Annotated in this window: 12 protein-coding genes, 1 tRNA gene and 1 pseudogene; 3 read left to right on the forward strand and 11 right to left on the reverse strand. The window is 63.7% G+C overall.

The window, feature by feature from the left end; translation table 11 throughout:
• Nucleotides 1-40 precede the first annotated feature (40 nt).
• The 5 genes from ffh to smc all read right to left on the reverse strand — a co-directional run bounded on the left by ffh (nt 41) and on the right by smc (nt 8,746).
• Nucleotides 41-1,663 (reverse strand): signal recognition particle protein, encoded by a 1,623-nt coding sequence (gene ffh / locus L0G76_RS02200; protein ID WP_304355768.1) that lies wholly within the window; start codon nt 1,661-1,663, stop codon nt 41-43.
• Nucleotides 1,664-1,843: 180 nt separating this feature from the next.
• Nucleotides 1,844-3,064: an ammonium transporter gene (locus L0G76_RS02205; protein ID WP_304355769.1), complete on the reverse strand. Its 1,221-nt coding sequence runs from the start codon at nt 3,062-3,064 to the stop codon at nt 1,844-1,846.
• Between the two features lie 175 nt (nt 3,065-3,239).
• Entirely contained in the window at nt 3,240-4,382 is a 1,143-nt protein-coding gene (gene ftsY, locus L0G76_RS02210; protein WP_304355770.1) for a signal recognition particle-docking protein FtsY, read from the reverse strand.
• Between the two features lie 181 nt (nt 4,383-4,563).
• On the reverse strand, nt 4,564-4,965 hold the full coding sequence (locus tag L0G76_RS02215; protein WP_092107241.1) for a hypothetical protein: 402 nt from the start codon (nt 4,963-4,965) through the stop codon (nt 4,564-4,566).
• A 199-nt stretch (nt 4,966-5,164) separates the two neighbouring features.
• Entirely contained in the window at nt 5,165-8,746 is a 3,582-nt protein-coding gene (gene smc, locus L0G76_RS02220; RefSeq protein ID WP_304355771.1) for a chromosome segregation protein SMC, read from the reverse strand.
• An 86-nt stretch (nt 8,747-8,832) separates the two neighbouring features.
• On the opposite strand from smc, the gene L0G76_RS02225 reads away from it, so the two are divergent.
• The 3 genes and pseudogenes from L0G76_RS02225 to L0G76_RS02235 all read left to right on the forward strand — a co-directional run bounded on the left by L0G76_RS02225 (nt 8,833) and on the right by L0G76_RS02235 (nt 11,541).
• A tRNA-Asn gene (locus L0G76_RS02225) sits at nt 8,833-8,905 on the forward strand.
• Between the two features lie 309 nt (nt 8,906-9,214).
• Nucleotides 9,215-11,044, forward strand: a pseudogene (locus L0G76_RS02230) (BCCT family transporter).
• 8 nt (nt 11,045-11,052) lie between these two features.
• Nucleotides 11,053-11,541: a hypothetical protein gene (locus L0G76_RS02235; RefSeq protein ID WP_304355772.1), complete on the forward strand. Its 489-nt coding sequence runs from the start codon at nt 11,053-11,055 to the stop codon at nt 11,539-11,541.
• Here the strand turns inward: L0G76_RS02235 and mutM are convergent.
• From mutM to coaD, 6 genes are all read right to left on the reverse strand, one after another.
• Nucleotides 11,532-12,515, reverse strand: coding sequence for a bifunctional DNA-formamidopyrimidine glycosylase/DNA-(apurinic or apyrimidinic site) lyase (mutM, locus tag L0G76_RS02240; RefSeq protein WP_304355773.1), 984 nt, complete (start codon nt 12,513-12,515; stop codon nt 11,532-11,534). The genes L0G76_RS02235 and mutM overlap by 10 nt on opposite strands.
• A 61-nt stretch (nt 12,516-12,576) precedes the next feature.
• Nucleotides 12,577-13,281, reverse strand: a complete 705-nt coding sequence (gene rnc, locus L0G76_RS02245; RefSeq protein WP_304355774.1) for a ribonuclease III — start codon at nt 13,279-13,281, stop codon at nt 12,577-12,579.
• A gap of 3 nt (nt 13,282-13,284) precedes the next feature.
• Nucleotides 13,285-13,488 (reverse strand): 50S ribosomal protein L32, encoded by a 204-nt coding sequence (gene rpmF / locus L0G76_RS02250; RefSeq protein WP_092107212.1) that lies wholly within the window; start codon nt 13,486-13,488, stop codon nt 13,285-13,287.
• A gap of 2 nt (nt 13,489-13,490) precedes the next feature.
• Nucleotides 13,491-14,009, reverse strand: a complete 519-nt coding sequence (locus L0G76_RS02255) for a YceD family protein (protein WP_304355775.1) — start codon at nt 14,007-14,009, stop codon at nt 13,491-13,493.
• A 121-nt stretch (nt 14,010-14,130) separates the two neighbouring features.
• Nucleotides 14,131-15,318 carry an MFS transporter gene (locus tag L0G76_RS02260; protein ID WP_304355776.1) on the reverse strand — a complete coding sequence of 396 codons (1,188 nt, stop codon included), beginning with the start codon at nt 15,316-15,318 and terminating at the stop codon, nt 14,131-14,133.
• Nucleotides 15,319-15,321: 3 nt separating this feature from the next.
• Nucleotides 15,322-15,810 (reverse strand): pantetheine-phosphate adenylyltransferase, encoded by a 489-nt coding sequence (coaD, locus tag L0G76_RS02265; protein ID WP_304355778.1) that lies wholly within the window; start codon nt 15,808-15,810, stop codon nt 15,322-15,324.
• Between the last annotated feature and the right edge of the window lie 16 nt (nt 15,811-15,826).

The following is a 15,826-nucleotide window of genomic DNA, read 5'->3' on the forward strand; positions in this document are numbered from 1 at the left end:
GAAGCAAAAGTACAAGACTCAATTGTGCCAGAAAGGCCTACTACTTTCCACCTGGGAACATCCCGCCGAAGCCCTTCGGCAGATTTTTCATATCGAACTCTTCTTCGCCGTCGAGATCGACTCCCCCGAAGGCCGAACCGACCGGGTCCTTCGTCTTGCCGGCCTTCTTGTCCTCAAGTGCCTGAGCCTGTTGTGCGCGTTTTGCCGGGTTGCCCGACTGACCGCCCTTGCGGCCCTTCTTCTTCCCGGATGCCTTCTTCTTCCGGTTCGGGGCGCCGCCGGGCATCGAGCCCATACCGGGCATTCCGCCCATGCCCGGCATTCCGCCGCCTCCGCCGGCGCCGGGCATACCGCCACCACCGCCACGAGTCATGCCGCGCATCATCTTCTGCGCCTGAGTGAATCGTTCCATCAGCTGGTTGACCGCGGTCACTGTGGTGCCGGCGCCCTTGGCTATGCGCGAGCGACGTGAACCGTTGAGGATCTTCGGGTTGGTCCGCTCTGCCGGAGTCATCGATCTCACAATGGCTTCGACACGATCGACCTCACGCTCGTCGAAGTTCTCCAGCTGGTCCTTGTATTGGCTCATGCCGGGCATCATGCCCAGCATCTTCTTCATCGAGCCCATCTTCTTCAGGCCCGACATCTGAGTCAGGAAGTCGTTGAGGTCGAAGTCCTCACCGGCCTCGACCTTCTTCTGGAGCTTCGCGGTCTCCTTCTCATCGAAGTTCTTCTCAGCCTGCTCGATGAGGGTGAGGATGTCACCCATGTCGAGGATCCGATCGGCCATCCGGTCGGGATGGAACTGTTCGAATTCCTTCATCGACTCACCGGTCGATGCGAACATGATCGGCTTTCCGGTCACCTCGGCGACGGACAGCGCAGCACCACCGCGAGAGTCACCGTCGAGCTTCGAGAGCACGACGCCGGTGAAGTCAACGCCTTCGAGGAACGCCTCGGCGGTCTTCACTGCGTCCTGCCCGATCATCGCGTCGATGACGAAGAGAACCTCGTCGGGATCGACCGCGGTGCGAATGTCCGCGGCCTGCTGCATGAGCTCCTCATCGATGCCGAGACGACCGGCGGTGTCGACGATGACGACATCGTGGAGCTTGGACTTAGCGACCTCGAGTGAGTCGGTGGCCACCTGCACCGGATCGCCGACGCCGTTACCGGGTTCTGGTGCATAGACGAACGCGCCTGCACGCTCTCCGACGATCTCGAGCTGATTGACCGCGTTCGGACGCTGCAGGTCAGCCGCGACGAGCATCGGGCGGTGGCCTTCGGACTTCAGCCAATGGGCGAGCTTGCCGGCCAGTGTGGTCTTACCCGCGCCCTGCAGGCCGGCGAGCATGATGACCGTGGGCGGGCGTTTGGCATAGTTCAGGCGACGGGTCTCACCGCCGAGGATGCCGACCAGTTCATCATTGACGACCTTGACGACCTGCTGGCCGGGATTCAGCGCACCCGAGACCTCTTCGGACAGCGCCCTCTCACGAATGCGTCCGATGAATGCACGCACGACGGGCAGGGCGACATCGGCGTCCAGAAGTGCACGCCGGATCTCGCGGATGGTGGCATCCACATCGGCTTCGGACAGCCGGCCCTTGCCGCGCAAGTTCTTGAATGTCGCGGTGAGCCTGTCGGACAGAGAGTTAAACACGTACAAGCCTTCTTCACGATGAATTGGTCGACTCCCTAGCCTAACAACTCACCGGTGTCCGACTGAAACCGGAAAAGCTGGGAATGCGCCCACAACCGACCCGCTCTCGGGTCCGAGCGTGGGCGCACTCTCCCGCTCAGCGGAACGAGCAGGCCCCCTCAGCGGAACGAGTAGGCCTGCTCAGCGGAACGAGTACGCCTGCTCCGCGTGTTCGAATGCGTCGATGCCGGCCAGTTCGTCTCTGGGGTCGATGCGCAGCCCCATGGTCTTTCGCAGGACGAGAGCGATGACCAGGGTCACGGCTCCGGCGAAGGCCAGTGCGACGACTGTGGCCACGATCTGCGACACGAGGAGCCCGAACCCTCCACCGTGGAAGAGGCCGGCGGCCGAGTCTGCACTCGGGACCGCGAAGAGTCCGATCATGACCGTGCCGATGATACCGGCGACGAGGTGGACGCCGACGACGTCGAGGGCATCGTCGTAGCGGAGGCGGTTCTTCGCCTCCACAGCAAGCACTGCTCCTGCGCCTGCGGCGATTCCGATGATGATGGCTGCGTACGGTTCGACGTTCGCACAGGCGGGGGTGATGGCCACCAGACCGGCGATCGCCCCGGAGACGCTGCCGATGCTGCTGGGACGAGTCGCCCGTATCCTCTCGATCGCGATCCAGGTGATCATTCCGGCGGCAGGGGCAGCCAGGGTATTGATCCAGATCAGTCCGGCCTGCTCGATCGTCGAGGCGGCTCCCCCGTTGAATCCGAACCAGCCGAACCACAGCAGTGCCGCACCGAGAACGGTGATCGGAATGTTGTGGGGTTTGTGCGGTGTCGAATAGCGGGCCCGGCGGCCCATGACGACGACGAGCACGAGGGCCGAGATTCCCGCATTGATGTGCACGACCGTACCGCCGGCGAAGTCGATCGCGGGGCCGAAGGCGCTGCCGATCACACCCGACTCGCTGAGCAGTCCGTCGCCCCAGACCATGAAGGCCAGAGGGCAGTACACGAGGGTGACCCACAGTCCGGCGAAGACCAGCCAGGTGGAGAACTTAGCGCGATCGGCGACGGCACCGGCGATGAGTGCGATCGCGATCATCGCGAAGGTGGAGCCGTAGCCGATGGAGATGAGGGCTTCGGGGTCATTGGCGACTGCGTCGGCGAGGCCGATCTGGGACAGCGGATCGCCGAAGATCCCCAGCACGGAGTCGCCGGAGCTCAGTCCGTATCCGAAGAGGACCCAGACGAGTCCGCCCATCGCCATTGCGGAGAACACCATCATCATCATGTTGATGCTCGAGGTGAGTCGGGTCATTCCGCCGTAGAAGAAGGCCACCCCGGGGGTCATGAGCAGGACCAGGCCGGCCGCGATCATCATCCATACATTCACTGCGTCGAGTTCCATGTCGTCTCTTTCACGTCTCTGTCGGTTCCGTTTAGAACCGAACAGTGACAGTGTCCATGACAGATGTCACACCAGTGAGTCGATAATGTTTCCAGCATGTGACACAGGCACTCTCACATTGGAGTATTCCTGCAATCTCCAACGGAAATAATGGACTCTCTGCGACGAACCGGGCTCAGTCGAGGAGAGCGTCGACGAACCCTTCGGCGGTGAATGGTGCCAGGTCATCTGCACCCTCACCGAGGCCGATGAGCTTGACGGGGACTCCGAGCTCCCGCTGGACGGCCACGACGATTCCGCCCTTGGCGGTCCCGTCGAGCTTCGTGAGCACGATGCCGGTGATGTTGACCGCCTCGGCGAAGACCTTGGCCTGCTGCATTCCGTTCTGACCGGTCGTGGCGTCGAGGACGAGAAGCACCTCGTCGATCTCGTGACCCTCGCCCAGGGGCCGCGTCGCCACGCGCTTAACCTTGCCGAGCTCGTCCATCAGGCCGATCTTGTTCTGCAGGCGTCCGGCGGTGTCGATGAGCACGACGTCGGTGCCGTCGGCTTTGCCACGTTCGACCGCGGAATAGGCCACGGAGGCAGGGTCGGCGCCCTCCTCGCCGCGGACGGTCTCCACACCGACCCGGCCACCCCAGGTGGACAGCTGTTGGGCAGCAGCGGCGCGGAACGTATCGGCCGCCCCCAGCAGCACACTTCGGTCTTCTGCCACGAGCACACGAGCGATCTTGCCCACGGTCGTCGTCTTGCCGGCGCCGTTGACCCCGACGACGAGCATCACGGCCGGATCGCCGTCGGTGCCCGCGGTGGCCAGTTCACGATCCATTCCAGGATCGACGATGTTGATGAGCTCATTGCGCAGCAGTCCCCTGACCTCTTCGGGTTCGCGGGTGCCGAGGACCTTGACGCGTTCCCGCAGCCGGTCGACGAGTTCGGTGGTCGGATCCACGCCGACGTCGGCGAGGATGAGGGTGTCCTCGATCTCCTCCCACGTCGATTCGTCGAGAGTCTCCCGGGACAGCAGGCTGAGCAGCCCGCGCCCCAGCCCGGAGTTGGACTTCGCCAGGCGCTCGCGCAGGCGCACAAGCCGGTTCGCCGGTTCGGTGGGGACCTCGGAGCCACGCGTCGCGGTCTTCTCCTCGGCGACCGCCTCGGAGATGTCATCGATCTTGAGCTCGCCGGTGACATCGGCGTCGATGCTGCGCTTGTCACTGAGCCCCTTCTTCTTGGCATTGACGCGCAGGGTGACGCCCAGGCCGACGACCAGAATGAAGACGATGGCCGCAACGATGAGCAATACGATCGGCTGATCCATTGACGTACGTTCTCCTTTGATTACCTTCGCTGGCCCCACGTTCTCACGCGACGACCGCTGGTCAGGGGTGGGGTCCCGATTCTGGTGCGCGAATCGGTTCGAGTCCGTTGTCGCGCTTCGGCGGCCCGCACCCATGCGCCTCGCTGTGTCGGGGCACGTGTGCTGATGTTGTGTAGTCCGGTCAGGAACCTCGGCTGCCGAAGAGCAGACCGGCGGTGGTCCTCCACCCGGTGCCGGATTCCGGGATCTGCCAATGACGGGTTCGCGGCCTCACCGTCAGCAGCGAGGGCGCGGCGTGCCGGCGCGGCTGCGGCCTGAGCACATAGGAATGGTCCCGGATCGCGGTGACGGCAGCCTGTTCCCGAGTTGCCAAGTGGGAGGTGCCGTCATCGTGTCCGAAGAATTCGTGGACCTCATCGTCGTAGCCGGTCCACTGCCCCGGCAGTCGAAACCGCTGCACGTCGGACGAGTACTTCAGGCGCCCTTCGGCCCTCAGCCCCGGCAACGCGACGAGGAGCACGACGATGAGGGCGAGCGCGAACGAAACGGCGAGTCCGACGATGACGACGAGTACTGCATTCATACTCTCGAGTCACCTCGTGAATCAGCCGACTCGGCCATGGACGTCCCGCTCCTCAAGCTTTTCGACAATGCTTCCCTGCCCCCAAGTCTATAGTCCCAACCCACGACATTTGTGCTCCGGGGCCGTGAGCCTGTTGGAGAATTCCCTGGGACTCCCCTGGACATCTCTGCCGAATCGGCCTCTCGCAGTCGCCATCCGATCACGGGATCCGCTGCGAAATGACCTTCGACACACCGTCCCCGTGCATCGTGACCCCGTAGAGTGCGTCGGCGATCTCCATCGTTCGCTTCTGGTGGGTGATGACGATGAGCTGGGACGAGTCCTGCAGCTCCTCGAACACCGTCAGCAGGCGGGACAGGTTGAGATCGTCGAGTGCCGCTTCGACCTCGTCCATGACGTAGAACGGGCTGGGGCGGGCCTTGAAGATCGCCACCAGCATGGCGACGGCGACCAGTGACCTCTCCCCACCGGAGAGCAGGGACAGGCGTTTGACCTTCTTGCCTGCCGGTCGGGCGTGGACGTCGACTCCGGTGGTCAGCATGTCACCCGGATCGGTCAGACTCAGTGAGCCCTCACCGCCGGGGAAGAGCCGGGAGAAGATGTGTTCGAACTCCTTCGCGGTGTCTGCATAGGCTTCGGAGAAGACCCGTTCGACGTGCCGGTCGACCTCCTCGACGAGCTTCATCAGATCCTTCCTCGAGGACTCGATGTCGGTGATCTGCTTTTCCAGGAACTGATGCCTCTCCTTGAGCGCCTCGTACTCCTCGAGCGCCAGCGGGTTGACCGTTCCGATGCGTTTGAGTGCGGCCGTTGCCTGCTTGCGCCGTTTTTCGACCTCGGCCCGCACATAGGGGCGTTCCTCCTCATCGTCGTCGAATGCGGGAACCGGAGTGTGAGGGCCGTAGAGCTCGACGAGTCGGTCGAGTCCGAGCCCGGTCTCCTCTTCTGCCCGGTTCCCGATCTCCTCGAGTTTGAGTCGGAACCGCTCCTTCGCCAGTTCGGCTTCGGCCGCGGCGTCCTTGAGCCGCTGCAGTTCAGTGCGGGTGGTGCCCAGTTCCTCGCCGAGGTGGCCCTTCTCCTCACGCAGCTGCCCGCGCTCGTCGACGAGGACCTGGATCTCGGCGCCGAGTTCGCTCACCGTCGTCTCCGCGACTCCGGTCGCGGTCTGCGCGGTTTCTGCGATGAGCAGCGCCGAGGCGGCCGATCGGTTCTTCCGTGCGATCGTCCGCTGGGTCTGCTCACGCGCGGCCTCCTCCGCAGTTGCCTGGCGCAGCAGGGAGTCGACCCGGTCGGAGAGGAATCGCACCCGGTCCGTGGTCGCCTTGTGGCTGATCCGGGTTTCGATGACGTCCTCGGAGGACTGGGACACCTGCCGGCTCAGTTCGTCCCGGCCGGTGGTGTCGACGACCTCTTCGACGTCGTCTGCACCGGCCAGGGCCGATTCGGCCGTGCGGGCCTCACGTTCGGCGGTCTCCAGCCGTGTCGCGAGCTCCACCTCATTGTCCTTGGCCCTCTGCAGGCGGGTCTGGGCTGTGGTGATGTCGCCCGTGATCCGCGAGACCTCTTCCCCGGCGGCCATGATCGCCGCATCCGAGGAGTGCAGCTTCTCCAGGGCCGCGGCGGCAGCTGTCTTCGCCTCGCGAAGCCTCTTCGTCACCTGGTCGATGTCCGAGTCGCAGTCGGTCAGAGCAGTCTGCAGCTCGGTGATGGAGGAGCGGGTGTCGGCGAGGGCGGTCTGTGAGGCCAGGCGTGTGCCCGAGGCGGTGCGGGCCCGGCTGACCCGAGTTGCGGTGAGGATCTCACCATGGACCGTAACCGCGGTCAGGTCGGGATGGGAGCCGATGAGGGACAGCGCGCTCGCAGCGTCGTCAACGCACACGACCGAGTTCAGAGCAGAAGTCAGCAGCGTCTCGAGTTCGGGGACGTCGCTGCTGACGACATCGGTCAGCCACCGCACCCTCGGCGCATCCCCGGCTGCCGAGTCGAGGGTGGGCAGTGCCCTCGTCGCAGCGGCCGACGTGGAGGACGAGTTCGCGCCCTTGCCTGCACTTGCACCGGAAGCTGCTCCTGCGGGGATTGTGAGGTGGACGTTCGTCTCCTCGCCGAGGTGGTCGAGCACGGCCAGTGCCACCTGCCCAGAGTCGACGAGCACACCGGCGACCGTGTTCGACAGTGCTGCTGCCACAGCCATCTCGAATCCGTGGGCCACGTTCAGCCGTTCGGTCACGGCCGAGCCGACACCCGGCAGATCGGCGTTGACGATGTCTTCGAGGTCGGCTTCCAAGGCGGTGCCGAGAGACAGTGCCTCCGCCCGGGCCTCGGCCGAGGCGAGCTCGGAAGCGGCCTGGGCTCTCCGCGCTCGAAGTTCTTCGAGTTCGGTCTCCAGCCTGGTCTGGGCGTCCTTCGCGGATTCGTATTTCGTATCGAGTTCGCTCTCTCCGGCTTCGACACCTTCGACGGCTGCCTCAGCTGTGCTCAGTTCCTCGCTGCGTTCGGCGATGCGGGTCGACGCGGTGTCGATCTCTGCCCGGTTGGCTTCGATCCGGGCGGTGAGGTCGCTGATTCGCTCACGCGCCTGGGACGACTTCGACTGCAGGGCAGACCTGTTCTTGATCGCCTCGGTGATGGCCAGCTGTGTCGCCTTGACCTCGTCTTCGGCCTTCTTCAGCTCCAAGGCGAGCTCTTCCTTGCGCATCTGGCTGCGGTCCAGTGCTGCCGCGGACTCGTCCCTGGCTTCCTCCGCGAGGCCGAGCTCCTCCTTGTGATGCTCCGCCTGGGACCTCAGCTCTTCCGGAGACTTCGATTCCCGCCGGCCCAGGCTCGCCACCTCGGAGAGCAGGTGCGAGCGTTTGTCCTCAGCGCGCTGGGCGATTCCTTTGGCACGCACGATCTGGGTCTGCGTCCGTGATTCCGCAGTCCGCAAGTCCTCGAGCTCGGCATCGAGGGCGCCCAGTCGTGCCTCGATCTCCTGCAGTCGCTGCTCGGTGCGGGATCGGCGATGTTCGAGGTCGCCGATGCGGTCGGCGCCGTCTTCTCCCTCGGCACCGGCTGTCGTGGCCAATGATGCCTGCAGGCGCACCGTGTCATCGGCCAGGAGTCGTGCCGTGGCATCGCGCAGTGTGGCTTGGACTGTGGCGGCTTTCTGTGCGGCCTCGGCCTGGCGGCCGAGAGGGCCCAGCTGGCGGTTGAGTTCTGTTCTCAGATCGGAGAGCCGGTCGAGGTTCGTCTGCAGGCCGGTGAGCTTGCGAACGGCCTTGTCCTTGCGCCTGCGGTGCTTGAGGACGCCGGCGGCCTCTTCGATGAAGCTGCGGCGTTCGATCGGATCGGCATGCAGGATTGCGTCGAGACGCCCCTGCCCCACGATGACGTGCATCTCCTTGCCCAGGCCCGAGTCGTTGAGCAGCTCTTGGATGTCGAGCAGTCGGGCCGGTGTGCCGTTGACGGCATATTCGCTTCCCCCGGTGCGGAACAGGGTGCGCGAAATCGTGACCTCGGTGTAGTCGACGGGAATGGCTCCGTCGGTGTTGTCGATGGTCAGGGTCACCTCGGCGCGGCCCAGAGCCTGTCGTTTGGAGGTTCCGGCGAAGATGACGTCGTCCATCTTGCCGCCGCGCAGATTCTTCGCGCCCTGCTCTCCCATCACCCAGGACAGCGCGTCGACGACATTGGACTTGCCGGAGCCGTTGGGGCCGACAACGCAGGTGATGCCCGGCTCGAATCGGAGAGTCGTCGCCGAGGCAAAGGACTTGAATCCTCGCAGGGTCAGGCTTTTGAGATGCATTGTCCACCCAGCATATCCTGAAGCAGTTCCTGCAATTCTCGAATCTTTTGATAGAGTGTCTCCTCGTGCGCCGGAATCGGTGCCTTTCCTCCGTAGCTCAGTTGGCAGAGCATTCGACTGTTAATCGAAGGGTCGCTGGTTCGAGCCCAGCCGGGGGAGCCGATCAGGGCCCCGTCGTTCGCGACGGGGCCTTGATCATGTCAGAGATCGATTCACCGGATTCCTGATCCGCAATTTGTCTCAAGAGAAAAGATTTTTGGGCTCAACTGATGGGAAACGCTCAATCCGGGTCTATTTTGGATCCAGCGTTCCGAACCGCCCAAACACATCCATGCCCCGTCCATCTACCGTCATGTCCATTTGCCGCCACGTCATCTACGAATCTCCATGCCGTCCATGAGCAGGAAGGAGCGCCGATCATGTCTGCCTGCAGAATGACTGCGGCCTTCCTGATCGGCACACGTCCCTATGAGCAGTGAAGTCACGAAGACCCAGGAGCTGATCCGGCACCTGAAGAATCCGACCACCAAGTTGAGGCCGTTCAAACGCGAAGGCCTCGACAAGGTGGTGTTCTTCTCCGCCGGCTTCCTCGCCGTCGTCTTCGTCGTCTGGGGTTTCGTCTCCCCGGACAGGCTCGGTGCCGTCGCGGGCACACTACTGACCGGCGTCATGGACAACTTCGGCTGGCTCTTCGTCATCGCGGCCACGATCTTCGCCATCGTCGTCGCTCTGAAGAAGTTCGGGCGGGTCCCGTTGGGCAAGGATGATGAGACCCCACAGTTCAAGACCTCGTCATGGATCGCGATGATGTTCGCCACCGGCATGGGCATCGGCCTGGTGTTCTCCGCTGTCGGCGAGCCCCTGTTCTTCTAAATGTCTCCCCCGCCAGCGACCGTTGACGGCTCCTCCCCCGAGGCGATGGGCACCGCGATGGGCACGACGATCTTCCACTGGACCCTCTATCCGTGGGCGATGTATGCGATCGTCGGCCTCGGCATCGCGTACGGCTCCTTCCGCCTCGGACGGTCTCAGCTGTTCTCGTCGATGTTCACCTCACTGTTCGGCGAACGTGCCGTCAACGGCTTCGGTGGCAAGATCATCAACATCATGGCGATCCTCGCCACCCTCTTCGGCTCCGCGTGCTCACTGGGCCTGGGAGCGATCCAGATCGGCGGCGGCATCGAATCGGCGGGCGTCATGTCCAACGTCACCTCGCCAGTGCTCGTCATCATCATCGCCATCCTCACCGCAGCCTTCGTCGCCTCGGCCGTCTCAGGTGTCGAAAAGGGCATTCAGTGGCTGTCGAACATCAACATGATCCTCGCCCTCATCGTCGCGCTCATAGTATTCATCGGCGGACCGACCCTCTTCATCCTCAACGTCATCCCATCATCGATCGGCTCATTCATCTCAGATCTGCCGCAGATGGCTTCGAGGACCGCGGCGAATGGTAAGGGGGTCAATGACTGGCTGTCCTCATGGACCGTCTTCTACTGGGCCTGGTGGGTCTCCTGGTCGCCCTTCGTCGGCCTCTTCATCGCCCGCATCTCCCGCGGCCGCACCGTGCGTCAGTTCATCACCGGTGTCCTCATCGTTCCCTCCGTCGTCTCGACCATCTGGTTCGCGGTCTTCGGCGGCGGTGCGATCGGCATCCAGGAGCGCGCCGAACGCGGCGAGGGCACGGTCAAGGCACTCGCAAACGTCGTCGACGGCGAGCCCGACATCAACATGGATACGATCCTGTTCGACCTCCTCGGCGCGTTGCCTCTGCCGAACCTCATCGCCATCATCCTGATGATCGTCACTGTCATCCTCATCGCGATCTTCTTCGTCACAGGGGCCGATTCAGCATCAATCGTCATGGGCACGCTCAGCGCCAACGGTGTGCAGGAGCCCGGCAAGGCCCTCGTCATCTTCTGGGGTACGGCCACCGGTGCCGTGGCGGCGGTGATGCTTTTGGCCGGAGGTTCCGATCCCGCCGAGGCTCTCGAGGGACTGAAGAATGTCACGATCGTCTCTGCGCTGCCGTTCGTGCTCGTCATGCTGCTGCTCTGCGTGGCGCTGTGGAGGGACCTGTCGAGGGATCCGCTGATCATTCAGGGTCAGCTGGCCGATCACATCCTCGAGCAGTCGGTGGCTACGGCCGTCGACGAGTACGACGGTGAGGTCTTCGGACTCGAGACGTCGGAGCTGCCTGTCGAGGACGCGGAAGACGACACCGACGCCGAGGCGGATGCGACGTCGTCCGCGACGGCTCAGGGCACAGCCGACGACGGCAAGGACGGCTCCACGAGCTGATCTGCGCAATGAACACCATCATCAGGGCTCATGGACGGATATCGATCGGCATCGCTTGGATGCTCACGTGCATGGGGGTTCTCGCGATCATCGCCGTCATCGTCCTGTCCCTGCTCATCGAAAGTTGGATGATCGTCTTCCTCTTCGGGCCCGTCCTGCTGTTCATCGGCGCCGGAGTCAACTTCTGGATGGGTACGAGAGCCCGACTGGAGATCACGCCGGAGCACTTCATCTGGGCCGGTTTCGTCGGCCGTCCGCGGACGATCGACTGGCAGGATGTCGACCGGATCCTCGTTCCTGCCCCAGGTTCACGGCGTCGACTCGCAGCCGTGGCGAGACTCCGGGATGGACGATTCGTCGAGATCGATGCCCTCTGGCAATCGCCGACGACTCCGAGCACCTATCTCAATGCTCCCGATCACTCACGAGCTCAGCGGGCCCTCATCGACGGGCACCTCGCCTACCTTGCAAGGGTGTCGCACCGACCTCAGCGGTAGCGCGGCGGCTTCTGGCAGTTCGGGCAGAAGTGGCTTCCGCGGCCGCCGATCGTCATCTTCGCGATCTCGGTCCCGCAGCGCACGCATTCCTGGCCTGAACGTCCGTAGACGAGCAGGGCCCGGTCGAAATAGCCGGACTCTCCGTTGACGTTGACATAGAGCGCGTCGAAGCTCGTTCCACCGACGGCCAGAGCATCGCCCATCACCCGGGCTGCCGAGTCGAGGACGGCGGCCAGACGCGACTTGCGCGTGCGTGCAGGAGTGGCAAGAGGATGAACGCCGGCCCGGAAGAGGGCCTCATCGGCATAGATGTTGCCGATTCCGCTGATCAAGGTCTGGTCGAGCAGCGCAGATTTCAGTGCCGTGCGCTTGTTCGCCAACGCAGTGATGGTGAGACCGGGTTCGAAAGCCGCTTCCAAAGGATCTGCGGCGATGTGATTGGCCGAGGCGGGGACCAGTCGACCAGACGCGTGGACCAGCGGCTGGACGCCGAGGTGGCCGAAGATCCGCTGGTCGACGAACCTCAGCTCATAGGTCTCGCGGGGTTGATCCGCGTCGGGCCGGTCGCGTTCGAGCCGCAGGATCGCGCGCGTGTGCCGGTGGATCTCATCACCGACCTCATGGACACGCAGCTGTCCGCTCATCCCGAGGTGGACGATGAGGCTGAGCTCAGGAGTCTCAATCTCGGCTGCGCGCCGAGCACGCTGCTCCCCCGGGGCATCCGTCCCCACAGTCCCCATTGCTGGGGTCTCGGCCAGCGTCAGCCACATGAACTTCCCGCGACGTTCGGCCGCGATGATCCGGCGGCCGTTCACCGCGGTGATGAACCCATCGGCTGCGGCAGCGTCGATGCGACGCTGGGACGTCGTGCCCAGGATTCGAGGGTCGAGCACCTCGGCGCCGGTGATCGTGGCACCCGCGGTCCATTCGTGGACGCCTACACGGACGCTCTCAACCTCGGGCAGCTCGGGCATCAGGAACTCCTTCGAGCCGTCACGCTCAGTGCGGGGATCCGAGGCCCCGCCGAAACGATGTTCAGCGCTTGTAGTCCGGGTAGATGGTGCGGATGGCCTTGACGGCGACTTCCGCGGCTGCTGCTTCGGCGTTCTTCTTCGAGGAACCGTCGCCGCTGCCCCAGCCATTGGGGCCCAGGAGCGCTGTGGCGGTGAAGACCATGGCGTGATCGGGGCCCGAGGAGACGATCTCGTAGCTCACGGCGCCCAGATCCAGATCGGCCGCTGCTTCCTGCAGGGTCGTCTTATAGTCCATTCCGGCCCCGAGATTCACGGCGTCGTTCAGCATCGCATCGATGAGGCGATGGACGAAGTCGAAGGCCGCTTCGCGTCCACGGGCGACGAAGGTGGCTCCGATGAGAGCCTCGACGGTGTCAGCGAGGATCGAGTCCTTGTTGCGGCCGCCGGTGAGCTCTTCGCCCTTGCCCAGCAGAATGTGGGGACCGATCTCGTACTTGCGCGCGATCGACGCCAGTGCTCGGGTGTTGACCACGGCGGAGCGCATCTTGGCCAAAGAACCTTCGGCCAGATCAGGATTGTCGTAGTACAGCGATTCGGTGGCCACAAGCCCCAGGACGGAGTCGCCGAGGAATTCGAGGCGCTCGTTCGTGGGTATTCCGCCGGCTTCGAAGGCGAATGAGCGGTGTGTCAGGGCGAGACGAAAAGTCTCGGGATCAATATCGATCCCGAGACTCTCCTGCAGTTGCGCTGTGGTGTCTGTGTCCACAGGTCAGACGTCAGCGACCTTGCGTCCCTTGTATTCAAGGAACAGCGGGGTGCCGGCCGAGTCTTCGACAACCTTGGCCTGGTGAGGGCGCGAGTACACAACGCGACCGTTCTCCACAGTCTTGACCAGGTTAGGTGCCTGGGCCTTCCACTGCGAACGACGGTGGCGGGTGTTGCTGCGCGACAATTTACGCTTTGGAACAGCCACGTCTAGCTCTCTTTCTTCTCATCCAACAAACTCTTCAATGATGCGAACGGCGAATCCGATTCGCTGTCGTCGACCTCCAGGTCCTCACCCAGAGTGAAGCTGAACTCTTCGCTTCGGTCCTTTGACGGACTGAAGGGCAGAGCCATCACAACAGCGTCTCTGATCGCGGGCTCGAGGTCGAGCTGATCGCGGTCGATGACATAGGAGTCCTCGTCGCCCTCGGCCTGCTCATAGACATACATCTCCTGGATGTCGACATCTATAGGCAACTCGATTTCGTCGAGAGTCCTCACGTCCTCGCCGCGGGCCGTGGCCGAGACTGTGCCCGACACGTAGATCCCCTCTGACACGCTTTCGAACATCAGCTCGAGTGTCAGTGGTGAACCTTCAGCGACCCCGATCACTTCGATCTTGAGATCCGCCGGAGCAGACAGGGTGGTGTTCACCCGTTCCCATTCACCAGGATGACCGAGCAATCCCATCGACCTGAGATCGTAGACGAACTCAGACTGCTTCTTCATGCTCACCCCTCCTTAACGTGATTGAGGACGCTTACTCCTGCGTTCACACGCGACTCACCATTCTAGTCATCATCGCCCACCATTACCAATCGACCTTCTGACATCGCGCCGGTGTTCCTGATCACCACTTCTCGTGCTGATTGCGCAACGTCACCACGCCGGCCGCCAGCAGCAGTGCCCCGGAGATCGTGAAGACGATGCCCGAGCCTGCGACCAGGGTCAGCAGCGACGCCACAGAGGGGATCGCCACCTGACTGAGTCGGTTGCCGGCAAGGCGGATCGAAAGGACTGCGGCTCGATTGGCCGGGTCCGACAAGGTCGAGACCCAGGTCATCGTCAGCGGCTGGGTGAGGCCGAAGCAGAATCCGGCCAGGAGGAGCAGGATGGCCAACATCCACGGCTGCGTGAAGACAGGGATGAGAATGATGCAGACACCGGCCACCGCCGAGGCGGTCCACAGCAGCGAGAGGTTGCGCCACTTGCGCGTGAGCATCCCGATGAGCAGGCGCGAGACCACCGAGGCCAGCGTGCGCAGTGTCAGCAGCCAGGTCACGGTCGTCACCGACAGTCCGTTCTGCTGGCCGATGAGCGGCAGATACGCGGTCATGAGGTCGACCGCGGCCAGGGTCGTCATCGAGGCGAGGATCGCGGGTTTCATTCCCCTGATCGACAGCAGGGTCAAGGGCGTACGGGTGTCCTTGGCCGCCTCGGCGCGGGAGACATGAGGGGTCCGGCCGCGGAGCATGACGATGACCGCCGCAACCAACGACAGCGCGGAGATCGCCGTCATGAACCACAGGGCGGTCACGATCTGCGGTGAACCGTCCGTCGCGCCGGCGATGGCACCGGCCACGGGCAGACCGATCGTCTGCCCGATCGAGACGCCGAGGGTGAGGTAGCCGAACTTCGACGTCAGGGCCGAGGCCGGGAAACTCTGCGGGATCAGCGCCTGCGAGGCAACCGTGGTCAGCAGCTGTCCCAGGCCCAGACACATCGTGGCGATGAGGAGCACGCCGAGGTTGGGCGCCATCGCCGCGAGGCCGACGGGCACGATCGAGAGGATCGTTCCGGTCCACAGCACAGCGGTGGCGTATCCGCGGTCGACGAGTCGTCCGACGAGGAGCGCGGTGAGCAGCGGGACGAGGGAATAGCAGGCGGTCATCAGACCGAGGACGACGCCGCTGCCGCCCAACTCCAGCGTCCGGTAGGAGATGAGGACGCGCACACCGTTGTACGTCGCGTGCGCGATGACGGTGTGGAAGATCAGACCCAGGAACCACGCCCGGGATGAGGAGGAGGGAAGCGGCATGCCTCAGTCGCCGGCGTTCAGCGCGGTCAGCACTGCGTTCGGCACCAGGCCTTCGATGTCTCCCCCGCCGGCGTGGACTTCCTTGATGAGTGAGGACGAGACGTGTTCGTATTCGGGGTTGCCGGGAACGAAGATCGTCTCGAGCTCGCTGAGATGCTTGTTCATCAGCGCCATCGGCAGTTCATAGGCGAAGTCCGTGCCCGAGCGCAGCCCCTTGACCACAGCGGGTGCGTCGATGGAGGTGCAGTAGTCGACGAGGAGACCCCCGGCGACGGTGTCGATCGTGACGTTCTCGGCCCCTCGGGTTCGTTCGTCCTCGTCCAGGCTGCGACGAATGAGGTCTGCGCGGGCCTGGGGGTCGAAGCGACCGGACTTCTTGGGGTTGTGGACGACGGCCACGACCACCTCGTCGAACAGGCGGGCACTGCGGGCGATGACATCGAGATGACCCATGGTGATCGGGTCATAGGAACCGGGGCAGACAACCTTCATGGCTTCATCGTATCTC

The sequence above is a fragment of the Brevibacterium picturae genome, assembly GCF_030453725.1.
Taxonomy (GTDB): Bacteria; Actinomycetota; Actinomycetes; order Actinomycetales; family Brevibacteriaceae; genus Brevibacterium; species Brevibacterium sandarakinum_A.